Here is a 23797-nt window from a genome sequence, read left to right on the forward strand (position 1 = left end):
TCGCACTCCCTGACTGCTGCGTCGGCGGTCCTCGGCTCCACCGATCTACCCTGGTGAGCGCGGCACCGTGGCTCCACTGTAGTAGGCGGTCCCGAGGCCTGTGGTTCCCATCAGCGGCAAGCCGCGTCCGGCAAACTCTGACATCGGCATCAACGCAGGTCGGGAGCAACGGATTCCACAGATCGGGCGATGTCCGCTGAGCGCGAACAACCGACCGTTGAGCGATACTCCTGTGACCGGGCCCACCACAACAGGCAAAACAAGAGCGCCTTAGGTAAGGTTAGGCAAGCCTCATACATATGAGATAGGACTTGCGCGTTGACCGTACCTGCGAGGGTCTCACAGCAGAACCCGCACGCGCTCACGCCTCTGGCCGAATCCATCGCCCGTCTGAACGCAGGCACCGAGATCAGCTTCGGCACGCCCCCAGCAGACTGGACGATCTGTTCGGACCTGCTGGCCGAGCCGTCGCGGTTCGACCTGTGGCGCAAAGACCTGGCCTCATGGCTGGTCGAGCAGTACGGCGAGTCCGACGACCGCGCAACGGCCGGCTACATCATGGGCTGGTACCTGCACCAGCCCGGCTACCTGGCAGGCCTGCTCTTCCACACGGCCCGCCGCGTACCCACCCTCAAGCCCTCGGACATGGCCTTCCACATCGCCACCGAAGGCCGCCCGCACCCAGACGGCATCGCCCTGATGTGCGACGAGTTCGCCTGCCTCCCCGACGACCCGGCCTCAAACCACCCAGCCGCCACCGTCGTCCCCACCGAAGCCGCCCTGGCCGCGATCCTCCGCGCCCGCTACGCGGCCCACGCGGCCCAGTTCGTCTCTTCCTTCGGCCAGGTGGTCCGCTTCGGCCGCCGCCAGCTCTGGGCAGCGGCAACCGACATGCTCGAATACGGCCCCTGGGCCGCAGGCCGCCTGTTCGGCGACGAAAACGCGGGCGTCACCGACGCCGCGATGATCCTCCCCGAAAAGCTCGAGCCCTTCGTCTCAGCCTCAACCCTCCACCTCACCGACGAGGGCTGGAAGCGCAAGCGCAACAGCTGCTGCTTCCACTACGTGCTCCCGGACGCAGAACCCTGCACGGCCTGCCCGCGCACCTGCTCCTAATCACGCCGAAGCCGCAGGCGAGGCGACCCCACGGCGAAGCCGAGGCGCTTTAACGCTTGAGACAGCGCTCCGGGCGGGTCCCCGTCACGAGTCGTGCCTCAGCACTTGCTGCAACCAGGCAGGGGTGTCAACTCGACACGCTTTTCGACACGCTTTTCGTCGAGTTGACACCCCTGCCTGGTTGTGGCCCGCTCTGGTACGACTTGGGACGGGGACCCGCCCGGACCGCACCACCTACGCAACGCAACTCCGCCCAAAGCAACTGGCGTGCCATCAACCCACGCGTGGCGGAGGACTCCCCAGATCAGATTGGCGGGGTTCGGGGCGGAGCCCCGAAATCCCTGAACGGGACCATCCCCACCCAACGCAACCACCTACGGCAACCGATGCCGAGACCCGACCGGCACCACCAGCGGCGTCCCGGAAACCGGATCCTCCACAACCCGGGCATCCAGCCCGAAGACATCCAGCAACATCGACTCGGTGAGCACCTCCCCAGGCATCCCCTGAGCCACAATCCGCCCATCCCGCATAGCGACGATGTTGTCCGCATACCGAGCCGCGAGGTTCAGATCGTGCAACACCATGATGATCGTCCGCCCCATGGACGCATGCAGCTCCTGCACCAGATCCAGCACATCAATCTGGTGAGCAAGGTCCAAATAGGTAGTCGGCTCATCCAGCAACAACAGATCCGTCCCCTGAGCCAACGCCATGGAGATCCAAGCCCGCTGCCGCTGCCCCCCGGACAGCTCGTCCACCGTCCGCTCGGCCAGATCCGAAATCCGGGTCATCGCCAACGCGGCCTCAACCGCCTCAGCATCATCGGATGACCACTGCCGATACCAGGCCTGATGCGGATGCCGCCCCCGAGCAACCAGATCCGCGACAGTCAGCCCCTCAGGAGCCGAGGGAGCCTGAGGCAACATCCCCAACACCCGCGCCACATCCCGGGTGGCCATACGGTCAATCGCCTTGCCGTCCAGCAACACCGCACCAGACCGAGCCGGCAACAACCTCCCAAGCGCCTTCAACAAGGTCGACTTGCCACACCCGTTGGGCCCGATCACAGCGGTGACAGTGCCGCTGAAGATCGACAGATCCAAGGTGTCGACAACCAGCCGATCCCCGTATCCGACGCACAACGACGAAGCCTCAAGACGCACACTCAAACCCGCGCTCATACCCGCGCCTCCCGGCGGCTCCGGACCAGCAGGAACATCAGATAGGGCGCCCCGAGCACCGCGGTGACCACACCGACCGGCAACTCAGTGCGGTAAACGGTCCGCGCCACCAGATCCGACAGCATCACCAGCACCCCGCCCACCACCACAGACCCGAACAACGGCGGCTGGGCGGTCCCGGCCAGCCGCAACGCGATCTGCGGTGTGGCCAGCGCGACGAACGCGATCGGCCCGGCCGCGGCAGTCGCCACAGACGCCAGCACGATCGCCACGATGATCAGGAACGACCGCGCGACGTTGACCCGGATCCCGAGACCGCGCGAGGTCTGGTCGTCGAACTGCAGCGCCCCCAGCACGTGACCACCGATCAACGCCACGGGAACCAGCACGGCCAGCGCCAACGCCACCGGCACGACGTGCTCCCAGCCGCGCCCGTTCAGGGACCCGGTGATCCACACCATCGCCCGGCCGGCGTCGAGCACGTCGCCGACGGTCAGCAGGTAGTGCGTGAAGTTGCCGGCCACCGCGGTGATGCCGATGCCGACCAGCACCATCCGGAAACCCTCGATGCCCTGCCGCCACGCCAGCGCGTAGACCAGCAGGCCCGCGAACAGCCCGCCTGCCAGACCGGCCAGTGGCACGCCGAGCGACGCCGCGCTGCCGGTCACCACGCCCAGCGAACCCGCGAAGGTGATCACGGAGACCGCGCCCGCACCGGCTCCCCAGGTCACGCCCAGGATGTCCGGTGAGGCCAGCGGGTTGCGCACGATCGCCTGGAAGATCGCGCCGGACAGGCCGAGCGCACCGCCGACGAGCAGGCCCGTCAACGCGCGCGGCATCCGCAGTTCCATCACCACGAACTGGTCGCGCCGGGTGCCGCCGCCGAACAGCGTGTCGACGACCTGCGACACGGTCAGCGGGAAGTCGCCGATCATGATGTCGACGACGAACAGGGCCGCCAGCACCACCAGTGCCGCCGCCACCACCAGCAGCGGCCGGCGACGCAGCTTGAACGAGGCGGCACCCAGCCTCAGAGCGGGTGCCGCGGGCCTGGACCTGGTCGCCGTCAAATCTTCACCAGCCTCTTGCGCCGCACCAGGTAGATGAAGAACGGTGCGCCGATCAGCGCGAGCATCACGCCGACCTCCACTTCGGACGGGCGGGCGACCACCCTGCCGACGATGTCGGCGAACAGGATGAGGATCGCGCCGAGCAGTGCCGAGTACGGCAGGATCCAGCGGTAATCCGGCCCGGTGAACGCACGGGCGATGTGCGGCACCACGAGCCCGAGGAACCCGATCGGCCCGCAGGCGGCGACGGCCCCGCCCACCAGCAGCGTGATGGCGAGGATGCCCAGCGACCGCGTCCTGCTGACGTTGACGCCCAGCGACTTGGCCACGTCCTCACCCAGCGACATGGCGTTGAGGCCTGGCGCGTTGAACGCCGCCACCACCAGGCCGACCAGGAGGAACGGCAACACCTGCGTCAGCACCGTCGTGTCGCGGCCGGCGATGCCGCCGACCTGCCAGAACCGGAACGCGTCGAGCGACTGCTGGTCGAGCAGCACGATCGCGGACACCAGGCCGTTCATCAGCGCCGACACCGCGGCACCGGCGAGCGCCAGCGTCACCGGCGACGGTCCGCCTCGCCCTGCCGACCCGAGCAGGAACACCACGACGCTCGCGATCATGGCGCCGGCGAAGGCGAACCAGATGTAGCCGACCAGCGAGTTGACGCCGAGCAGGAAGATCGACAGCACCACGGCCAGCGCGGCGCCGTGCGTGACGCCGAGGATGCCGGGGTCGGCCAGCGGATTGCGCGTGTGGCCCTGCATCAGCGCGCCACCGACACCGAGTGCGATGCCCACGGCGATGCCGATCAACGTCCGCGGGATCCGCAGCTCGCGAACCACCACGTCGTCCTCGACGCCGGTCGGCGTGAAGAGACCGTGCCAGACCCCGGACAGCGGGATCTCCTTGGAGCCGATCGCGATGCTCGCCAGGCACACGGCGACCAGCACGACCAGCAGGAAGAGCAGGCCCAGCGACCTACGACCCAAGGCCCACCCTCCTAGCAGCAGCTTCAAGACAGGCAAGCCTAACCGAAGTACCGCTGGCCACCGGCGTGCAGGGAGGCGGTTCTGATCACAACCGGAGCAGGAAGAAGGGGCCAAGAAGATCAGCGCGCAATATTCGGCGAAAACGTTGTTGGATCAACCAAATGTCGTTTGGGCCGACCATCGTCACTCGGTGAGTAGTTGATCAGTCACTCAAATAGCACGAAGGGGTTCCAGGACGATTCCCGGAACCCCTTCGTGTTTTACCGAATTTCAGCCCTGCTGGTGGTAGGCGTCGAGCACCTCGGCCGGGATCCGGCCGCGGTCCGACACCTTCATGCCCTGCTTGCGGGCCCACTCGCGAATGGCCTGGTTCTGCTCACGATCCGCGGATGCCGGGCGCGCCTTCACACCCGCCGGGCGACCTGGGCCAATGCGCTTGCGACCGCCCGCGCGACGCGCACCACTGACGAAGTCGGCAAGAGCGTCCCGCAGTTTGCCTGCATTGCCCGAGGAAAGGTCGATCGTGTAGCTGACACCATCCAGCCCGAACTCGACGGTCTCCTCCGCAGTGGAACCGTCCAGATCGTCGACGAGGGTCACCGTGACCTTCTGCGCCATGCGTATCCTCCAGGACCCCGAATGCGCGGTCACCCGCGTCGCCAACTAAAGCCTCTTGCGAGGCAGGTTAGCGCACGGGTGCCGCATTGCACCTATCGACATCCGGAAAGTTACTCATTCAGGGCGAACGAGCGGGAACAAGATGGTCTCCCGGATACCCAGGCCGGTGAGGGCCATCAGCAGCCGATCGATACCCATTCCGACGCCACCACTCGGTGGCATTCCGTACTCCAGTGATCGCAGAAAGTCTTCGTCGATCGGCATCGCCTCGACGTCACCGGCGGCGCCAAGACGCGCCTGCGCTTCCAGGCGTTCCCGCTCGATCACCGGATCCACCAGTTCGGAGTAACCGGTTCCGAGTTCGAATCCGCGGACGTACAGATCCCACTTTTCGGCGACACCGGGCTTGCTGCGGTGCTGCCTGGTCAGCGGCGACGTCTCGATCGGGTAGTCGCGCACGAACGTCGGGGCGTACAGCGAGTCGCACACCAGGTGCTCCCACAGCTCCTCGACCAGCTTGCCGTGCCCGAACTTCGGGTTCACCTCGAGTTCGTGCCGGTCACAAAGCTTGCGCAGCGCCTCGGCAGGCGTCTCGGGGGTGATTTCCTCACCAACAGCCTCGGACAACGACTCGTAGATGCTGAGCGTCGTCCATTCACCCGACAGGTCGTACTCGCTACCGTCCGCCAACGTGACGATCTGTGAACCGGTCACCGCTTCAGCGGCTTCCTGGATCAGCTCACGTGTGAGAACGGCGTTCGAGTCGTACGTCGCGTACGCCTCGTAGTACTCCAGCATCGAAAACTCGGGCGAATGTGACGAGTCGACGCCCTCGTTGCGGAAGTTGCGGTTGATCTCGAAGACCTTCTCGATGCCACCCACCACGCAGCGCTTCAAGTACAGCTCCGGCGCGATGCGGAGGTACAGATCGATGTCGAGGGCGTTCGAGTGCGTGATGAACGGACGCGCGGACGCACCACCCTGCAGCGTCTGCAACATCGGCGTCTCGACTTCGAGGAATCCACGCCGGTGGAACGAGTCGCGCAGAGAACGAACGACGTTCGCACGGGTCCGAACAGTGTCCCGCGCCATCGGCCGCAGGATCAGGTCGACGTATCGCTGACGAATGCGAGTTTCCTCGCCGAGTTCCTTGTGCGCGACCGGCAACGGGCGCAGGGACTTCGACGTCAGCTGCCATGCGTCGGCCATCACGGAAAGCTCACCGCGGCGCGAGCTGATGACCTCGCCGTGCAGGAAAACGTGGTCACCGAGGTCCACATCGGTCTTCCACTCGGAAAGTGCTTCTTCACCGACACCGGCGAGGCTCAGCATCGCCTGCAGTTCGGTGCCGTCGCCTTCGCGCAACGTCGCGAAGCACAGCTTTCCGGTGTTGCGCATGAACATCACCCGGCCGGTGATGCCGACGATCTCCCCGGTCTGCGTGTCGGGTTCGAGTTCGGGATGCGCCTCGCGAATCTCGCGCAACGTGTGCGTGCGCGCGACTTCGACGGGATACGGCTCCTTACCGGAAGCGAGCAGCCGCGCACGCTTCTCCCGGCGCACGCGCATCTGCTCGGGCAGGTCTTCTTCGCTGGTCACGAGGTTTTGCTTCGGCTGCTCACTCACGCAGAGAAGGGTACGGACACGCGGGAAGTCAAAGCGAACCGGATACCCGTTTCACGAGGTGGCCGCCGATGCCGAGCTCGCAGAGGAAGTCACGAGCGATGACGATCTCGGCCGTGGTGCAGTCGACCAGCACCTTCATCTCGGCGTCGCGCTTCACCACGTCCGCCGTCAGCAGGACACCCGCGACACCCGCTCCCGGCGCCGATCCGACGAACACGTCGATGCCGTCACCGTCGCCGCTGGTCGTACCCGCCAGGTAGCCGTAGTCGAGCGGGTAGATCACCTCTGGGATGCGCGGGTGGGGCTTGCCCTTCGGCCGGTCGATCACGATCTCGCCCTCGGCGACGAGCTGGTCGAGTGCGGCGAAGAACCTCGCCGAGCCGGGATGTGCCATGTGATCAGTTTTCCAGTGCCGCGCGCAGCACGGCGTCGTGGTCGCAGTCGTCACAGCCGAGAAAGCTGAGCCGCGCCGTGTGCTCCGGTGCGTGGAACGCCGGACCAGGCCCAGCGGCCACACCTCTCTCTCGCAACCACTCAGCACTCACAGGTACCAGCACGGACGCGCCCCGCGCGCTCGTGCCCGTCAACGCTGCCACGCGCTTGGTGATCTCGCCTGTCTTGCGAGCCCGCTCCAACAGGAGCGGCAGGCCGCGGTCCGCGAACGCGGCCCAGGCCGCCTGCCACGGCGTCGGCGGCGTCCCGGTCCGCAGGTAGGCGCCCAGCGGCCCGTCCGCGGATCCGGCCAGCCAGCCGGTGCGGGACCAGCCGCCGGCGAGCTTGTTGAAGGACCCGATCAGATGTGCACCCGGCACCCGCGGCCCGTCACCGGCGAACCACCGGTAGGTCTCGTTCTGCACGACCACCCCACCGCGCGCGACCCACGCGCCGAACTCGCCGGCCAGCTCTTCGGTGAGGGTCCAGCCGTCCGGGTTGCGGCCGGGCGAGGTGAGCCAGACGAGATGCCGCGCGGGATCGGCGTCGAGCGCGTCGGTGAGGTCCCCGAGCTCCACGTCGGCGCCACATCGCCGAAACGCCGCCGGCACACCGTCGTAGGTGGGTCGTTCCACGATCACCTTGCGCCCGAGCAGGGTGAACGCCGGAATCAGCGCCCGCACACCCGAGGTCACGTACACGTGGTCCGGCACTTCGAGCAGCTCGCCGAGCACCTCGCTCAGCCCGGCGACTCCGCGCCACGGCGGCGTGCGGTCCATGGCGCCGTGGCAGGCACGGGCGAGGCAGTCCGTCCACAGTGCACGGAGGTCGTCCGGCCACGGAAGCTGCCCGCCGGTGAGGTCGAGCACCTCACAAACCTTCGCGATTCCAGGAAACCGGCCCCATTCCCCGATCGGCACGCCACTTGCCGACGGTCGCCGTCACGCGCACGGTCGGTCCGTAGCCACCCGCGGTCCGGATGACCGGCATGTCGAACGGCAACGCGGCCCGCAACTCCTCGTCGTGCCGCTCGACCGCATCCACCGCCGCACGCGCGTCGGTCTCGTTCGCGTGCACGCTCCACGGCAGGTCACGCAGCGCCACTGCCGCCGGGCGCTCGTCCAACGCCAGCAGCAGCTGCAGCTCCACCTCGGTCGGCGAACCGCTGACACCCTCGCCCACGTGATGGCAGAACACGATCGCACGCAGAGCGAGCGCACACGACTCGACGCACAAAGCCCAGTTGCCCGCGTCGAGCGCAGCCCTCATATCGGCCAGCGCCGGTTGGACGGAACGTGCGTAGCGCCACGCCATGTGCGCGCCGTGCGTGACCACCCACGTGCCGTCGAACTCCGTCATGCCAACGCCTTCCGCACCGCGTCACCGTCCACGGCCACATCCAGCTCCGCCCGGTGCACCGCCGCCAGCACCCGCGCGGCACCGAGCTGCGCGACCGCCGCTGCCAGCGTTCCGGTGAACTCGCTCCACTCACCCAGCAGGGTGTCGTGCCGGTTCACCAGATAGCGGCGCCCGGCCAGGGTCTGCGCGCGGGCACCTGCCGCCGGGCGCACCGTCACCAGCTCCCACTCGTCGACCACGGGCACACCAGCTTCGGCGCGCGCCACAGCGAAACCCGCTGCCGTTCCGGTCGGTGGCACGGCCGCGAGCTCCAGCCTGCGCACACGGTTCGGCAACCACTTCTGGCCCGTCGTGACCTCCCCCGCCGCACGGCAACGCAGTTCGAGCAGGTGCCGTTCGGCCCGCGACCACAACTGGCTCCTGGCCGGGCCCGGTGCGCCGGCGGCGTCGGCGAGCCGTGCCGTCGCGGCGAACATCACCACCTGGTCGAAAGCGGCACGGACGAGCAGCGGCAGCAGCGCGGCCATGCCGTCGGAGTCGAAGATCGGCGGGGAGTCGCGCACCGGCACGGCGTAGGGCCAGCGGGATGCCCAGCGCCGCGACCGGCTGCCGAGCGGGGTCTCGAGCGCGATGTCGCCGCACTCCAGCCGGGCGACGCCGGCGGACCGGGCGGACGTGATCAGGTCGGCGGGCCAGTGTGCGGGGTAGCGCTCGACGTCGACCGCCACCTCGCCGGCGAAGTGCAGCTGCGGGCGCGCGGGTTCCTCCAGCCCGGGCACCAGCACGTGCACGTCGACGTCGCTGGCGGAGTTGCCGAATCCGGACGCCAGCGATCCGACGACGTAGGGCTCGCCCTCGTCGAGGACGGCGCCGAGCTTCGACTCGAGCTCCTCCGGGGTGAGGCCGACGACCGCGAGCGCCGACGTGAGCGTCACGGGTGGACGCGTGATCATCGCTTGGCCGCCGCCGCGATCACGCCGGCGGGCAGGCCGAACCACACGGTCGGGACGAAGACGGTGTCACCGGAGACCACGACATGGCCTCGGCCCGCCGGCTCGAACCTCACGTCACCGGCGTCACCCGGGATGCCTTCGCCTGGCCGGGCGTCGCCTTCCCACGACTTCACGGCCTTCTCGCCGTCCGCGACGAACGCCTGCGCGAGCGACAACGGGATCAGTCGCACACACCGCCATTGCTTCGGCAGGGCGCGGTTCGCGGGCAGGCGGGACAACCGCAGTTTGAGCGGAGCGGAGTAGTAGGCGAGCGCGCCGAGCACGACACCGGCGCGCACGAGACGTGATCGCGTCCCAGCGGCCGCTTGGCGGTACGCACGCGTCGCGGTGCGCAGAACCCTGGCCGACGACGTGCGCTTCATCAGGCCGGAAGCGAGCAGCGGCTTCTCGATCCTGGTGCTGCCCGCACACGCGATCGCCTGCAACGCGGTGCGCTGCTCCGCGGAAGTGCCGGTCACGGCGAGCGTGGTCTCGGCGATCGCGGTGAGCTGGTTGCCGAGCGCGGCGGCGCGGGCGTCACCGATGAATTCGGAGATGTCCCTGGAAGACAACGACTTCGAGGCGACCCAGAGGTCGTTCACGTCCTTGGCGGTGATGTGGATGTCGCCGCCGCTGTTGCCGAGCATCGGCCGGAGGTTCGCCACGATCGGCAACGGGCGCACACCAGGTGACGAAGGCGCGGGCACGGGCAGCAGGCCGCAGTGCCCGGTCGAGTACACGGGTCCGAAGTGGATGTCCACGGCCGCGAAACCGTTGGGGCCCTGAAGCTTGTACTGGCCGTACGGCGTGCCGTCGCAGGCGGCCTTGAGCCAGGGCAACTCGCGGATGTCGGTCACGAAGCCCTTGTCGCGCAACGCACGCGCCAACACGAACGCCTCGTCCCTGCCGTACACCGCGCAGTCGACATCGCGCATCTCGCGCAGGGCCGGATCGGGGTAGCCGTGCATGGTGGACAGACCCTTGATACCCCAGACCCCGATGTCGAGCGCGGTCGCGAGTTCGTCGAGCAGGGCGTGGGAACGCTCGATGTTCGCGGCTCTGCGGTGCCGCTCTTCCGCGAACGGGGTGAGCTCCGCCAGCAATGCGGCGGCGGTCGGGTGGTCGGCGCGGCCGAGGTTGTCGCACGCGATCAGCACGACTCGGTTGCGCCGGATCACGTCGGCCGCGCGCTCGATCGTCCGCTCCCCCCGATCAACCGCGGCGAGCAGTTGACCAGCGTCCAGCACCCGCGGACTCACATACCCGAACGACAGTTCGGGAAAGGAATCGGCCATGGACTTCTCTACCCCCGTATAGAGCCGCCATCCAATCGGACCGTACCGACAACCACCTACCGTGTCCACCCCGTCACGTACAGTCTTGACAAGTACGCCGAACCCCGTTGTAGCCTCGAAGTGAATCTGCCGGATTCTGGGGGTCTGATTGGCAGAAACGGGGGAAAGTCGTGCGCGTTGCATTGTCCTTGCCACTCCGGCGCCTGTTACCCATCGCACTGCGGAGGAGAACCTCGGGCTCGGTTATCTAGCCGCGGTTCTCCGAAGTCACGGCTACTCCGTTCAGGTGGTGGACGGCTGGCTGGAAGGACTCTCCGTAGCTCAGCTGGCCGAACGGATAATCGAATCGAATCCGGCATTGCTGGGCTTCGCGTGCTACCGCAGCAACATGGAGCGTGCGATCGAGACCATCGATCTGGTGCGCGCCAGGCACCCTGCGGTGTTCTCGGTGGCAGGAGGATACGGCCCTACATTTCACACGAACGATTTCCTCGATGCCGGTTTCACGGCGGTTGTGCGCGGAGAAGGCGAGGTTCCCATGCGCATGCTCGCGGAACACGTTTTCTTCGATGCACACGCACTCAAGGAAATACCCGGTGTGAGTTACTCCGACGCCGGCGTGCATCACCACAACCACGAGGCGGCGCCCAAGCTGCCGATGGACGACCTGCCCGACCCGGCTCGCGACACGCTGGCGCTCACCGTGGCCAGGCGCAGCCTCGTGCACGTCCAGACCGCCCGCGGCTGCCAGGCGTCCTGCACGTTCTGCTCGATCGTCGCGTTCGAACGCGTCGGCGGCGGCTCGACGTGGCGTCAGCGCGGAATCAACCGGATCGTCGACGAGCTGGAGCACCTGACCGAACTCGGTGCGACCCACTTCAAGCTGATCGACGACAGCCTGATCGAACCGCCGCGGGACGCCGCCTGGTGCACGGCGTTCGCGGACGAGATCGAACGCAGGGGCCTGCGGCTGCGGATGCGCGGATCGATCCGCGCGGACCGGGCCAGCGAAGAGGTCGTCTCCGAGCTGGCCAGGGCCGGTTTCTTCGCGTTCTCCTGCGGCATCGAGAACTTCTCCGAGTCCGCGCTGCGCCGGATGGCCAAGCGCGCTGACGTCGGGCAGAACCTCGCCGCGCTGGACACCTTCCGCAAGCACGGCATCTACGTGCAGGCCGGGCACATCCTGTTCGACGACCACACCACGCTCGCCGAGCTCGACGACAACCTCGTGCTGATGCGCCGCTACGACTGGACGATCTCCAAGGGCATCTTCACCGAGATGTACGCGGCGGCGGGCACGAACTTCACCCGCCGCCTGCTCAAGCGCGGTGAGCTGGAGGTCGACGCCGACGTGCTCGGCAACACCCGCTACCGGGTGCGCGACCCGCACGCGGCGCAGGTCTACGCGACGTTGAAGCGCTGGCACAAGCAGCACTCCGCCGTCTACGACAAGGCGATCGACCCGCTTTCGGCACCCAAAGCGTTGTCCGACCAGGAGCTCGCGCTGTTCCACGAGCTCTCGGTCGCACTGCGCCGCGTCGACATCGAATTCTTCGGCGAGCTGCTCGAACTCGCCCAGAACACCGGCGATCCCGCCCGGTTGGAGCAGAGGTGCGAAGAGCTGCTCAAAGCCGAGATCGCCCGGACCGAACCGTGGTATTCGCGGTTCGACCAGCGCATGAACCACGCCTATGCCACAGCCGGGCTGGTTTACGACGCAGACGACAACCCGTTCCTGTGCTGATCGGAAAGTTGGGGGAAATGACCGACCTGCAAGCGCCGACCACTGGAGCCGATTACCCGTGGGAGAGGTCGACCAAGCGACTTCCTCTCTCCGTCATCGACCCCAAAGCGCACTACACGCGTTCGGTGGGACCGATCGAGCATCCGGAGCTCGACGAGTGCGAGATCACCATCAAGAACATCGGGTGGACTCTCGGCAACGACTGCCCGTACCGGTGCACGCACTGCTACTCGATGTCGGCCCGGGAAAAGGGCATGGACTTCTCCGTCGACATCATCGAACGGATCGTCGACCAGCTGGCGAGCATCGGCGTGGAAACGGTGAACCTCGGCGGCAACGAGCCGTTGTTCACCAACGGCGCGAATCCGCGCAACACGCTGCTCCCCCAGATCATCGACCGGCTCAACGAGGCGGGCATCATCGTCGGGCTCACCACGTCCGGCATCACGGGCCTGCACCTGGAACGCGACCACAACGCGTCCTGGCGCAGGCTGAACGACCTCGACGTCAGCCTCGACTCGCCGTTCGAGGACGAGCACAACGCCAACCGCGGCGCGAAGATCTACAAGCAGGCGATCCGCACTCTCGAACTCGCCAAGGAGTACGGGATCGACCACACGATCATCATGTGCGGGATGAACTGGAACTTCACGCCGAAGCACATCGAGAAGCTGCTCGAGCTGGCGGTGAAGTACGACGCGCACATCCGGGTCAACCCGATCAAGCCGGTCGAGCCCGCGCACATGGACTCGCTGCTCACCGCGGAGCAGTACTACGAGGGTTTCTCGTTGCTGCTGCAACACTGCGATCCGATCGACCTCGGTGAGCCGCCGATCTCGGCGGTGACCAACTACCAGGGTGCCAAGGGCTGCCCGTGCGGCCGCACCTCGTTCCGGATCCACTCGATCACGCCGGACGGGCGCATCCCGGTCTCGCCGTGCGTCTATCTGCACGACTACAAGTTCGGCGACCTGCGCACGGACAGCCTGTACGACATCGTGCGCTCGCCGCAGTTCGCCTCGTTCCGCAGGCGCAACGCCAACCCGGACGCGATTCCCGGATGTGTCGGCTGCGAGCTGTCCCATCAGTGCCACGGCGGTTGCGCGGCACGGTCGTACCTGCACCACGCCCACGAGACCGGTGAGCGCTCGTTGTTCGTGCGCGATCCCTACTGCCCCAAGGAGATCAAGCCGCAGTACCCGTTCCCGCAGAAGCCGACCGTGCCCACGGACAAGCGTCTCGTGCACATGGATTACCTCTGCACGTGGATCGGCAAGCCGAAGACGACCGCATGACGGGGCAGGTGCTCGACGGCACGCTCGCCGGAGCCGTGCTGCCGGACGCCGTGGTGCGAGCTCTGGCCCAGCAGCTCAACGCGGGCGAGCTGCGCCAGATCCAACCCGACGACGTGAACGCACGGTCAGCGAACGCGTGGCTGCGCGGTGCCGGGATCTTCGTGAAGCTCTACGCACGACCTGAGCACGCGGCGGCTGAACGCGCGGTCGCCGCTGCTCTCGGCGGCCTGCTCGACGGCGGCGAGCTGCCGGGTGCCGGGCAGTACGCCGTGTTCGCCTGGCAGGACCTGGTTCCGCCGCCGTGGACGACGGAAACGGCGGCGCGGGCGGCCTCGCTGCTCAACACGGTGCACGCCACCGATCCGCCGGCCGGGCTGCGTCGGAGAGAGGCGAGCGAGGACGTGTTCGGCGCACTGCTGGAGCGCTTCGCCCGCGAAGCGCCGGACGTCCACGCCGAGCACCAGGCGAACCTCACCGGCACGACGACGCGTGACGTGGTGCGTGCCGCCGCACGGGTGGAGACGCCGGACGTGCTGCTGCACGGGGACTTCTCGCTGCGCAACATCGGTGTCCGGCGCGATGGCGGGTACGCGTTGTTCGACTTCGAGCGCGCCTGCACCGGGTTCGCCGAGTTCGACCTGGAACGCATCTGGGACCGCGAACTCGCCTCGATCGACGGCGGGCGGACCGAGTTCGTCGACGCGCTCGACGTGCGGCCGGACGAGGCCTTGCTGAACTACGCACGGCTGGTGTGCGCGCTGACGACGGTCATGGGAGCGAGACGCACCCGTGACGAGAACTTCGAACGTGAAGGACGAGCACGGCTGGAGGCGTTGTGCTGACCGAGGTTCTGGTGTCCCCTCCGCTCGGCGACGTCACGCTCGCCCTGCGCGGTCCGGCGAACGCGGTTCGGCGGCTGACGGACTTCGCCGCGCCGTTCCTCGTCGAGCGACAGCACCCGGTCGGTCCTTTGTGGACGATCGAACTGCGGGAGACGCTGCCCGCGGACGCGCGGCTCACCGGCGAACCACCCGAGCCCGCTCACCACATGACGTGCAGCGGCCGGCACGTGGTGATCGCGTGCGACCGGCCGGAGTGGATGCCGGTGCTCGTGACGAGGTACGTGCGGACGCTGACCAGGGCGATGGCGGTCGCGAACGGCGCGATTCCGCTGCACGGCGCGGCGATCGAGGTCGGCGGGACCGGGGTCCTGCTGGTCGGCCGCAAGTGGGCGGGCAAGACCACCGCGTCGCTGTCGCTCGTCCGGTGCGGTGACGGTGCGCTCGTGTCGAACGATGACGTGCTGCTCGTCGCCACCGACAACCGCTGGGACGCAGTCGGCGGTCCGCGGGCGGTCGGCATCCGCACCGACTCTCTGGCCCAGCACCGCCCTGTGCTCACCGCGGAGGCGCTGGCCGGTGCCGCCACCCGGCATCCGGCGACGCGGGAGGACAAGGCGTTCCTGCTCGTCGCCGAGGTACCCGCGCTGGGTGGCAGGGTGGCGAGCCGGGCCCGTGCGGACGTCGTGATCGAGCTGTGCAGCGACCCCGAGCTGACCACGCCCGTCGCCGAGCGGCTGGACGGCGACGAGATCCGGGCGTTGCTCGCCGAACACCTGGAGACAGGTGCCGACCGCAGGCGGCACGGCTTCCTCGCCGCGGTCGGCGCGCCGGTGCCGGAGCTGTCCGAGCACGCGGTCGGCTCGCTCGCCACCCGGCTGCGCTACCACCGCTACACCCACCCGGTACGCGACTGGGTGGATTCCTTCCTCGACTTCGTCCGCTCGGAAATCCACCACGAGGTGATCACCACATGAAGCTGGGCATCGTGCTGCGCGCCGACCGCATCATCCGCGAAGAAGGATTCCGGCCGAATCGCCAGTCCACCGCCCACGGCCCTGTCGACCGCATTTTCAGCGGAAAGATGTCGGGCGTGGAAACGCATTTCCTCTACGGCCGTTTTCCCGGTCGCCGGACGCCGAGCTGGGAAATCCCGTTCGAGGCGAACCAGAGTGCTTTCGACGAGCTGGGCGTCGACCACGTCATCGGCACGTTCGTCGTCGGCGGCGTCGCGAAGAACGTGCGCACCGGCGATCTGGTGATCCCGCACGACCTGATCGCGTTCTCCGGGCCACGCGTCTCGCTGCCGCCGCTGCACGGGGCGTACTCGAACGCGCACGTCATCCCGTCGTTCTGCAAGAACCTGCGGGAGCTGCTGCTGCGCGGCTCCCGAGAGACCGGCATCCCGGTGCACGAGCAGGGCGTCTACGTCAGCTTCTACGGTTTCTCGCGCGTGGAGACCCTCGCCGAGCTCGAGCTGTTCGACCGGCTCGGCATCTCGATCGTCGGCCAGACGCTCGACCCCGAGTTCACCCTGGTGCGCAGGCGGCACGGCCACTACGGCGCGATCGCGGTCGCCGTCGACTCGTATCACGACATGCGTGACCAGTCACAACAGGATCCGGAGGAGTTCAGGGCACGGTCAAGGGGCACGATCAGGCAGGGCCGGGAGAAGATGGAGGCGATCCTCCAGGCGGGCATCGCGTCCATGGGCAGCAGCCCGTTCGACGGCAACTGCGGGTGCGTGCGCGCGCACAGCGGCAAGCATCCGGACATGTTCGCGTCCTACCCCGAAGACCTGTTCTGATCTTTCAGCTTCATCCGGTCGAGCTTGCCGCTCGGGGTGAGCGGCAAGCTCGACCGCACCCTGACCTGCGCGGGAACCATGTGGGCAGGCAGCTGGCGGGCAACGTGTTCGCGCAGCTCGTCCGGGTCGCCCGCGGGTGCCACGTGCCCGATGAGCAGGCTGCCCTCGACGGTCGCCGCCGCCATCTCGACGTCCGGATGGCTCCTCAGCGCGGCGGCGACCTCGCCCAGCTCCACCCGGAAGCCGCGGATCTTCACCTGCTCGTCGGTGCGGCCGCGGTACTCGAACACCCCGTCCGCACGCCGCACCGCCAGGTCGCCCGTGCGGTACATCCGGGCGCCCGGCTCGCCTGCCGGGTCGGCGACGAACCGTTCGGCGGTGAGCGCTGACCTGCGCAGATAGCCGCGTGCGAGTCCGGCGCCCGCCACGTACAGCTCGCCGACCACATCGTCCGGCACCGGCTGCAGCGCGGCGTCGAGCAGCCTCACCTCGGTGCCGTCGACCGGCGTGCCGATCGGCACGTCGTCTGCCGTCACCGGCGCCCAGAGGCTGTCCGCGCTCACCTCGGACGTGCCGTAGAAGTTGTGCAGCCGCGCTCCCGGCAGCTGCCGGGCGAACGCGGCGGCCGTCGCCGGGGTCAGCCGCTCGCCGCTGCTCATCCAGAACGTGCAGGTCACCAGCTTGCCGCTGAGCCGGGGCGACAGGAGCGCCGCGAGCAGGCTCGGCACCACGGTCAGCCGTTCGATCTTCGCCTGCTCCACGAGCGCGGCAAGCTCGAACGGGTTCGCCGCCTGCCGCTGGTCGGCGAGCACCACCGTGCCGCCGTGCAACCACGCGCTGAACAGCTCGGTGATCGAGTCGAGGAAGTTGAGTGAGGTCTTGGCGCCCGCCCTGGCCGTGCGCTGATCGGGAAACCGCTGGTCGAACCACCGCAACCGGGTCTGCAGGCCACCGTGCAGCCCGACGACGCCCTTCGGCGTCCCGGTCGAACCAGACGTGTAGATCACGTACGCCGGGTGCAGTGGGTGCACCTCGGCGCGTGGATCGGTGATCGGGCTCGCCGAGTCGTCCGGCAGCTCCGTGAGCACCTGAGCCGGCCGGGCGTCCTGGCTGATGAACCTGATCCGCTCCTCCGGATAGGCGGGGTCGAGCGGCAGGTACGCGGCGCCGGACTTGAGCACACCCAGCAGTGCCACGACCATCTCGACACCGCGCGGCAGCGAGATGGCGATCACGCTCTCCGCACCGGCACCTGAGCTGACCAGGTGGTTCGCCAGTCTGTTCGTCCTCTCGTCGAGCTCGCGGTAGGTGAGTGCGAGGTCACCGAACTCCAGCGCGACGACGTCCGGGGTGCGGCCGACCTGGTCGCGGAACTCGGCGAGCACGCTCATCGGGACAGCCTTTCGCAGAGCGTGAGCAGCAGGTCCTCTGCCTCGGCATGATCGAGCGCGGCCGTGTCGACGCGCAGTTCGAGCGACAGTTCGGTGAGCACCTTCGCGCGCAGGTAGAACGTCGGACCGAGCGGCCGAGCCGGGCCGCTGGTGACGTGCAGGTCGTCGGCAGGCGGTGTGCTCCGCATCAGGTTTCCGCCGCTCAGCCGGCCTTCCATGAAGTTGTAGAGGTGTTCGAGGTTGAGCCGGACACCGCGCTCGGCCTCGATCTCGTGCCCTGCCTGCGCGGCGACATCGACGTCGTGACACCCGTGCCGCATCGCCCGCAGCAGCGCACCCTTCACCGCCCGAGCATTCGATCCCGGCTCGATGCGCACCGGCACGAACTGCACGAACGACCCGACACTGCGCTGCCATGAAGGCAGCAGGCGGTTGGCCGACGTGATCATCAGGTGTGGCGTCTCACCAGTTCGTTCGTGCAGGTCACGAGCGAGTTCCGCGAGCAGGAGGTGGGATACGGAGACGCCTTGCTCAGCCGCGGTGCGACGGGCGGGTCCGGCTGCTTCGCGGGAGACGGCCTTCAAGCGCAGCCGTGGCGCGTTCGACGACAGCGGGTGCGTGGTGCCGGGGAACAACGCCGACGGCATGGTGCGCACCTGACCGCGCCAGTACTCGATGGCAGCGTCGTTGCGTGGCCCCCACGCCTGTTGCACGGCGACCACCTCTCTCGGCTGTGCCACCGGCTCCGGAGTGCGGCCGGCGAGCACAGTCAGGAAGTCGTCCGCCAGCACCGCCATCGCGGTCCGATCGGCGGTCAGGTGATGGGCGACGAGTGCGAGGTGGTCAACGCCGTCTTCGCTGGTCAGCAGCAGCGCCCGCCACGTGGGGACGGCCAGGTCGAACGGTTTCGCCGCCTCGCTCGCCGCCACGGCTCTCGGGTCGTCGGTGCGCAGGACCTCCAGCGGCGGTTCGTACCGGTCGTGCAGCACCTGCACAGGCCTCGTGTCCTCGCGGTAGGAGGTCCGCAACGCCTCGTGCAGTCCCGTGAGTTTTATGAGTGCATCCCGCACATCAGTCTGCCGAACACCGTCCGGAATTCGCCACAAGCGCACCAGGTTGACGCCCAGAGTTTGTTCGATGGGCGCTTCCTGCATTCGCTGCCACACGTACCGCTGGCCAAAGCTGAGCGGGATCATCACGCAACACCATACTGATAAAACAATTGAATTGTCGATATGCTGTCCGTATGACGGGGGAAGCGACACTGCTCGACGCGACATCGATTGCACGGGAACTCAGGACGGTGTTCGCCGCACGGGCGGCGGAGGTGGACGCGACCGCGTCGTTCCCCGAGGAGAACCTCGCCGATCTGCGCCGCGCGGGCCTGCTCGGCCTGCTCGTGCCCGCGACCGCGGGTGGCATCGGCGCGGACCTCGCCACGGTTTCGGCGGTAGCCGGCGAACTCGCCGCCGGGTGCCTGTCGACCGCGCTCGTCTGGGCGATGCACACACAGCAGGTCGACGCCGTCGTCCGGTTCGGCTCACCGTCGTTGCGCGAAGTGCTGCTACCGCGGGTGGCAGAGGGGGCGTACCTGGCGTCGGTGACGACCGAGCACGGCAAGGGTGGGCACCTGCTGTCGTCGGACGCGGCCCTCAGCCACTCCGCCGACGACGTGGAGATCGTTCGCGACGCCCCGGTGGTGACCGGTGGGCGGCACGCGGACGGGTTCCTGGTGACGATGCGGGACTCGCCGGGCGCGAACCAGCAGGAGACGACGCTGGTGTACGCGAACCGGGAGCAGCTGGAGCTGTCGGCCACGTCCGGGTGGGACACGCTCGGCATGCGCGGCACGGCGAGCGGCGGGCTGAAGCTGCGCGGCTCGGTGCCGAAGTCGCATGTGATCGGTGCACCCGGCCGGTTCCGGGAGGTCGCACTGGACAGCATGATCCCGTTGGGACACATCGGGTGGGCGTCGTGCTGGCTCGGTACGGCCCGCGGCGCGCTGGCCGCGTTGGTCGGGCACGTCCGGTCGCCCAGGCGGAGCAAGGATCTCGATCCCCGCTCTCCGCTCGTCGCCGAACGCCTCGCCCGGATCCGCACCGACCTGGAGATCGTGTCGGCGTACCTGCACCGCGTGGTGGACGAGGTGACGCGGGCCAGGGCGGACGGCACACCGCTCGGCACCTCCGCGCAGATCCACCTGAACACGCTGAAGGTCGTCGCCGCCGAGCACACCTACCGCGCGGTGGATCGGATGGTGCAGCTCGCCGGACTCGGACTCGGCTACCGCAGAGACTCCGCCGTCCCGTTGGAACGGCACCTGCGCGACCTGCGCTCGGCGAGCCTGAACTATTCCGATGACCGGCTGCTCGTGGCCACCGGGACGCTCACGCTGGCCGATTCCGATGTCCGGCTCGCCTGAGCGCGTCTCGCTGGTCCGCGTCCTCCCACTGGCCGGGCCGCGCCTGCTCACCGCGCTCATCGCGGTCGGGCTGGCGCGCGCGGTTCTGCCGGTAGCGGGAGCCGTGCTCATCGGTACCGGTGTCGCCGCACTGCTGCGCGGTGAGGACGTGGTCGTACCGCTGGTGGTGCTCGGCGCGGTCCTGTTCGCCGAGCACCTGGCGAACGCCGCGTGGTCGCCGGTGCAGTGGCGTGCCGAACGGGCGATCGACGGCGCACTGCGGGACGAGATCATTGAGCTGACACAGCGACCACGCGGCATCGCCCACCTCGACGACCCGGCCGTGACCGAGGACGTCGGGCTCGCGACAGGTGGCCCGCGCGGCTTTTCGATCGGTCAGGGCGCGGTGGGCACGGCGTGGCTGGCCTGCCGGTTCGCCGGTGCGGTGGCGGCGACCGCCGTGCTTGCGTGGTTCTCCTGGTACATCGCACTCGCCGTGCTCGGGGCCATGCTCGCGATGCACGCGTTGCTGCGCCGCCAATGGCTCGGCATCAGCGCGGAGATGGAGGCGCGCAAGCCCCGTCTGCGCCCGGCCGCGTACTGGGCGAAGGTGCTCGCCGGCAAGGGAGCTGCCAAGGAGGTCCGGCTGTTCGGGCTCACCGAGTGGTTGCTGCGCCGGTTTCGCGCCGCCGCGGAAGACGGCATGAGCGGCGTGTGGCGGGTGCGCGGCCGCGTGCTGCGGCAGCAACCGGTGATCGTCCTGCTCACCGCGGGCGGCGTGTTCGCAGCACTGTCGTGGCTCGGCCTGCACCAGCTCGACGCGGGCAGGACGATCGTGTTCCTCCAGGCCACGTGGGCTGTGCTGGCGATCGGGTCGATGGGCGACGAGGCGTTCTACATCGCACACGCGCTGCCAGGGCTGCGCGCGGTGCACCGGCTGCGCACCCGGCTCGACGTTCTCGAAGAGCATCGGCCTGAGCACACGGCGATCAGGTTCTCCGGCGTGTGGTTCGCCTACCCTGGCGGCGCGCCGGTGCTTCGCGGGCTGTCGCTCGACGTGCGGCCGGGCGAGACGCTCGCGCTCGTCGGGTTCAACGGTGCGGGCAAGACGACGCTCGTGCGGTTGCTCGCCGGGTGGTACGAACCGGACCGCGGTGAAGTGCACAGCCCGCGCATCTCCGTGCTGCTGCAGGACTTCGCACGGTTCGACCTGCCGTTGCGGGACAACGTGGGCTTCGGCGAAGACGGTGTGGATCCCGCGCTCGCCAGAGCCGGCGCGGCAGGCCTCCCCGACGGCGAACTCTCCGGCGGGCAGTGGCAACGGGTCGCACTGGCACGGGCGTTGTTCGCGGTCGAGCGAGGTGCCGAGGTGCTGGTGCTCGACGAACCGACCGCACACCAGGACGTCGACGCCGAACTCGCGCTGTACGACCGGATCCGCGGTGCCGGCGTCACGACCCTGCTGATCTCGCACAGGTTCTCCACCGTGCGGCGCGCCGATCGCATCGCCGTTCTGGCGGACGGCGTGATCAGCGAACTCGGCACCCACGACGAGCTGGTCGCGCGCGGTGGCCAGTACGCACGGATGTTCGCTCTGCAGGCGGAGGCGTTCCGGTGAGACGGCTACGAGCGCTGTGGCTGGTCGTCGAGCTGTCGTGGCGGGCGGCGCCGGCCTCGGTCATGGTGGTGATCCTGTTCCTGCTCGCGGAAAGTGGTGCGGTAGCGGCGTTCGCGCTTGCCGTGCGCCACGTCGCCGACCGGCCGTCGACGCCGGGCGTCCTGTTCGCCGCCGCGGCGGCGGGTCTGGCCAAGGCCGTGTCGTGGGCCGGTTTCCGGCTGCGCAAGAACCTCCAGTTCGACATCTCCGAACGCGTCGGCGTCGAGCTGGAGGACCGCACCCTCGCGCTGATCGCGGGCGTGCCCGGCCTGCACCACCTCGAAGATCAGTCCTATTTGGACAAGGTGGAGCTGGTGCGCACGCAGTCGAAGGAGGTCGCATCGGCGGTGTGGGCGGTGGCGGACACGGCGCGGTTCGTGGTGAGCCTCGTGCTCAGTCTCGTGTTGCTGACCACGGTGGACCCGTCCCTGCTGGTTCTCGCGGTCACCGTGGTGCCGTCGATCCTGCTGCCCCGGTGGAGCCGTCGACGGATCAGGCGGGCAGAGCTCACCTCGGCGCGATCGGCACGGCGGCACCGGCACCTCTTCGAAGCCTGCACCGGAGCGGAAGCCGGCGAGATCCGCGTTTTCCGGGCCGGAGCGTGGTTGCGCGGTGAGGCGGCGACGGCATGGCGGGAGGAGACCGAGATCCGGGCCCGCGCTCTCGTCGTGGACGCGATCGCCACGGCCGCGGGGTGGGCGGTGCTGGTCGGCGGATTCCTCCTGGCGCTGCTGGCCGTCGCGGCACTGGTGCGCGCGGGCCAGGCGTCGGTGGGTGATCTCGTGCTGGTGATCACGCTGATCACCCAGCTGCGCAGCCAGGTCGGCGGCACGCTGACCGGTCTCACGAACGCCGCCCGCGGCCTCGCCGCGACGGACCGCTTCCTGTGGTTGCGCGACTACGCCGCCGCGCAACCCTTAGACACCACAGCCGCGCCCACCGTCCTCACCAGTGGCATCGAGCTGCGCGGAGTCGGATTCTCCTACGGCGACCGCAGATCCGTGCTCAAGGGCATCGACCTGGTACTGCCCGCGGGGAAGGTGATCGCACTCGTCGGCGCGAACGGCGCGGGCAAGACAACGCTCGTGAAGCTGCTGTGCGGGTTCTACCGGCCGACCGAGGGCGAAATCCTCGTCGACGGCGGACCGATGCCGGATCTGCGGTCCTGGCACACCGGGATCGCGGGCGTTTTCCAGGACCACCACCGGTTCGAGCTGCTCGTGCGGGAGGCCGTCGGCATCGGTGACCTGCCGAGGATCGACGACCCGGCGGCCATCGGCGCGGCGGTGGACCGCGGCGCGGCGACCGAGGTGATCGCGACGTTGCCGAACGGCCTGCACACCCAGCTGGGCAGGACGTTCGGCGGCATGGACCTGTCCGGCGGCCAGTGGCAGCGCATTTCGCTCGCCAGGGGCCGGATGCGCACGAAACCGTTGCTCCACGTGCTGGACGAGCCCGCCGCCGCACTCGACGCGGTCACCGAGCACGAACTGATCCGGCGGCATGCGGAGATCGCGGGTCACGGCAACGCCATCACCGTGCTGGTCACGCATCGGCTGTCCACGGTCCGGCTGGCCGACCACGTCGTGGTCCTGGACGGCGGACACATCGTCGAACAGGGCACGCACGACGACCTTCTGGCACTTGACGGACAGTACGCACGTCGTTACGGGGAACAGGAGAACACGTACCGATGACCGATCAGATGACCTTCGAACGCGTGCTGCGCGCACATCTGCCGTTGTCGGAAGCAGATCAGGAACTCCGCGATCAGGATCGGTTGATGGACCTGGGACTCGACTCGCTCAGCACCGTGGCGCTGCTCGTCGACCTCGAGTCGGAACTGGCGATCAGCCTGCCGGACGAGCTGCTCACCGCTGACACGTTCGACTCCGTCGGGTCGCTGCGGCAGGCTGTGTTCCAGGTGCTGGGCGCTGCTGACCAGCCGGACGGTGGTGCTCAGCGGGGCGCCTTGTGAGCAG

The 23797-nt window shown here is 68.5% G+C and carries 22 protein-coding genes and 1 pseudogene; 11 read left to right on the forward strand and 12 right to left on the reverse strand.

Annotated elements, in window-relative coordinates; genetic code table 11:
- Nucleotides 1–318: 318 nt before the first annotated feature.
- A complete protein-coding gene (locus SK803_RS26640; protein WP_319968842.1) occupies nucleotides 319–1116 on the forward strand; it encodes a (2Fe-2S)-binding protein in 798 nt (265 codons plus the stop codon).
- A gap of 374 nt (nucleotides 1117–1490) precedes the next feature.
- Here SK803_RS26640 and SK803_RS26645 read toward each other — a convergent pair whose 3' ends face one another.
- From SK803_RS26645 to SK803_RS26690, 10 genes are all read right to left on the reverse strand, one after another.
- On the reverse strand, nucleotides 1491–2300 hold the full coding sequence (locus tag SK803_RS26645; protein WP_319968843.1) for an ABC transporter ATP-binding protein: 810 nt from the start codon (nucleotides 2298–2300) through the stop codon (nucleotides 1491–1493).
- The gene (locus SK803_RS26650) at nucleotides 2297–3370 is read right to left on the reverse strand and encodes a FecCD family ABC transporter permease (RefSeq protein ID WP_319968844.1); all 1074 of its coding nucleotides are present in this window, start codon (nucleotides 3368–3370) and stop codon (nucleotides 2297–2299) included. The genes SK803_RS26645 and SK803_RS26650 overlap by 4 nt, the downstream gene beginning before the upstream one ends.
- The gene (locus SK803_RS26655; protein WP_319968845.1) at nucleotides 3367–4386 is read right to left on the reverse strand and encodes a FecCD family ABC transporter permease; all 1020 of its coding nucleotides are present in this window, start codon (nucleotides 4384–4386) and stop codon (nucleotides 3367–3369) included. The genes SK803_RS26650 and SK803_RS26655 overlap by 4 nt, the downstream gene beginning before the upstream one ends.
- Nucleotides 4387–4629: 243 nt before the next feature.
- The gene (locus tag SK803_RS26660) at nucleotides 4630–4977 is read right to left on the reverse strand and encodes a histone-like nucleoid-structuring protein Lsr2 (protein WP_319968846.1); all 348 of its coding nucleotides are present in this window, start codon (nucleotides 4975–4977) and stop codon (nucleotides 4630–4632) included.
- Nucleotides 4978–5091: 114 nt separating this feature from the next.
- Nucleotides 5092–6546, reverse strand: a complete 1455-nt coding sequence (gene lysS / locus SK803_RS26665) for a lysine--tRNA ligase (RefSeq protein WP_319968998.1) — start codon at nucleotides 6544–6546, stop codon at nucleotides 5092–5094.
- Nucleotides 6547–6631: 85 nt separating this feature from the next.
- A complete protein-coding gene (locus SK803_RS26670; RefSeq protein WP_319968847.1) occupies nucleotides 6632–6997 on the reverse strand; it encodes an inorganic pyrophosphatase in 366 nt (121 codons plus the stop codon).
- A 4-nt stretch (nucleotides 6998–7001) separates the two neighbouring features.
- Complete coding sequence (locus SK803_RS26675; protein WP_319968848.1) at nucleotides 7002–7904, reverse strand: pyridoxal phosphate-dependent aminotransferase; 903 nt, start codon at nucleotides 7902–7904, stop codon at nucleotides 7002–7004.
- 1 nt (nucleotide 7905) lies between these two features.
- The gene (locus SK803_RS26680) at nucleotides 7906–8394 is read right to left on the reverse strand and encodes a hypothetical protein (protein WP_319968849.1); all 489 of its coding nucleotides are present in this window, start codon (nucleotides 8392–8394) and stop codon (nucleotides 7906–7908) included.
- Complete coding sequence (locus SK803_RS26685; protein ID WP_319968850.1) at nucleotides 8391–9329, reverse strand: hypothetical protein; 939 nt, start codon at nucleotides 9327–9329, stop codon at nucleotides 8391–8393. Before SK803_RS26685 ends, SK803_RS26680 begins: the two co-directional genes overlap by 4 nt.
- A 14-nt stretch (nucleotides 9330–9343) precedes the next feature.
- The gene (locus SK803_RS26690; RefSeq protein ID WP_319968851.1) at nucleotides 9344–10681 is read right to left on the reverse strand and encodes a nucleotidyltransferase family protein; all 1338 of its coding nucleotides are present in this window, start codon (nucleotides 10679–10681) and stop codon (nucleotides 9344–9346) included.
- 286 nt (nucleotides 10682–10967) lie between these two features.
- On the opposite strand from SK803_RS26690, the pseudogene SK803_RS46585 reads away from it, so the two are divergent.
- From SK803_RS46585 to SK803_RS26720, 6 genes and pseudogenes are all read left to right on the forward strand, one after another.
- Nucleotides 10968–11165 (forward strand): annotated as a pseudogene (locus tag SK803_RS46585) (cobalamin-dependent protein); the annotation flags it as partial.
- Between the two features lie 114 nt (nucleotides 11166–11279).
- Complete coding sequence (locus tag SK803_RS26700) at nucleotides 11280–12425, forward strand: B12-binding domain-containing radical SAM protein (RefSeq protein ID WP_319968853.1); 1146 nt, start codon at nucleotides 11280–11282, stop codon at nucleotides 12423–12425.
- Between the two features lie 17 nt (nucleotides 12426–12442).
- Nucleotides 12443–13720 carry a radical SAM/SPASM domain-containing protein gene (locus tag SK803_RS26705; protein ID WP_319968854.1) on the forward strand — a complete coding sequence of 426 codons (1278 nt, stop codon included), beginning with the start codon at nucleotides 12443–12445 and terminating at the stop codon, nucleotides 13718–13720.
- Nucleotides 13690–14562 carry a phosphotransferase family protein gene (locus tag SK803_RS26710; RefSeq protein WP_319968855.1) on the forward strand — a complete coding sequence of 291 codons (873 nt, stop codon included), beginning with the start codon at nucleotides 13690–13692 and terminating at the stop codon, nucleotides 14560–14562. The genes SK803_RS26705 and SK803_RS26710 overlap by 31 nt, the downstream gene beginning before the upstream one ends.
- Nucleotides 14556–15536: a phosphoenolpyruvate carboxykinase (ATP) gene (locus SK803_RS26715; protein ID WP_319968856.1), complete on the forward strand. Its 981-nt coding sequence runs from the start codon at nucleotides 14556–14558 to the stop codon at nucleotides 15534–15536. The genes SK803_RS26710 and SK803_RS26715 overlap by 7 nt, the downstream gene beginning before the upstream one ends.
- Nucleotides 15533–16366, forward strand: a complete 834-nt coding sequence (locus SK803_RS26720; RefSeq protein ID WP_319968857.1) for a phosphorylase family protein — start codon at nucleotides 15533–15535, stop codon at nucleotides 16364–16366. The genes SK803_RS26715 and SK803_RS26720 overlap by 4 nt, the downstream gene beginning before the upstream one ends.
- Here the strand turns inward: SK803_RS26720 and SK803_RS26725 are convergent.
- Nucleotides 16345–17757 (reverse strand): amino acid adenylation domain-containing protein, encoded by a 1413-nt coding sequence (locus tag SK803_RS26725; protein WP_319968858.1) that lies wholly within the window; start codon nucleotides 17755–17757, stop codon nucleotides 16345–16347. The genes SK803_RS26720 and SK803_RS26725 overlap by 22 nt on opposite strands.
- On the reverse strand, nucleotides 17754–19037 hold the full coding sequence (locus tag SK803_RS26730; protein ID WP_319968859.1) for a condensation domain-containing protein: 1284 nt from the start codon (nucleotides 19035–19037) through the stop codon (nucleotides 17754–17756). The genes SK803_RS26725 and SK803_RS26730 overlap by 4 nt, the downstream gene beginning before the upstream one ends.
- Here SK803_RS26730 and SK803_RS26735 point away from each other — a divergent pair.
- From SK803_RS26735 to SK803_RS26750, 4 genes are read left to right on the forward strand one after another with little or no spacing between them, the layout of a single operon-like run.
- Nucleotides 19004–20179, forward strand: coding sequence for an acyl-CoA dehydrogenase family protein (locus tag SK803_RS26735; protein WP_319968860.1), 1176 nt, complete (start codon nucleotides 19004–19006; stop codon nucleotides 20177–20179). The genes SK803_RS26730 and SK803_RS26735 overlap by 34 nt on opposite strands.
- On the forward strand, nucleotides 20163–21776 hold the full coding sequence (locus SK803_RS26740; protein WP_319968861.1) for an ABC transporter ATP-binding protein: 1614 nt from the start codon (nucleotides 20163–20165) through the stop codon (nucleotides 21774–21776). Before SK803_RS26735 ends, SK803_RS26740 begins: the two co-directional genes overlap by 17 nt.
- Nucleotides 21773–23512, forward strand: a complete 1740-nt coding sequence (locus SK803_RS26745; protein WP_319968862.1) for an ABC transporter ATP-binding protein — start codon at nucleotides 21773–21775, stop codon at nucleotides 23510–23512. The genes SK803_RS26740 and SK803_RS26745 overlap by 4 nt, the downstream gene beginning before the upstream one ends.
- Entirely contained in the window at nucleotides 23509–23793 is a 285-nt protein-coding gene (locus SK803_RS26750) for a phosphopantetheine-binding protein (RefSeq protein WP_319968863.1), read from the forward strand. The genes SK803_RS26745 and SK803_RS26750 overlap by 4 nt, the downstream gene beginning before the upstream one ends.
- Nucleotides 23794–23797: the final 4 nt, after the last annotated feature.

The sequence above is a fragment of the Lentzea miocenica genome, assembly GCF_033949945.1.
Lineage (GTDB): Bacteria > Actinomycetota > Actinomycetes > Mycobacteriales > Pseudonocardiaceae > Lentzea > Lentzea miocenica.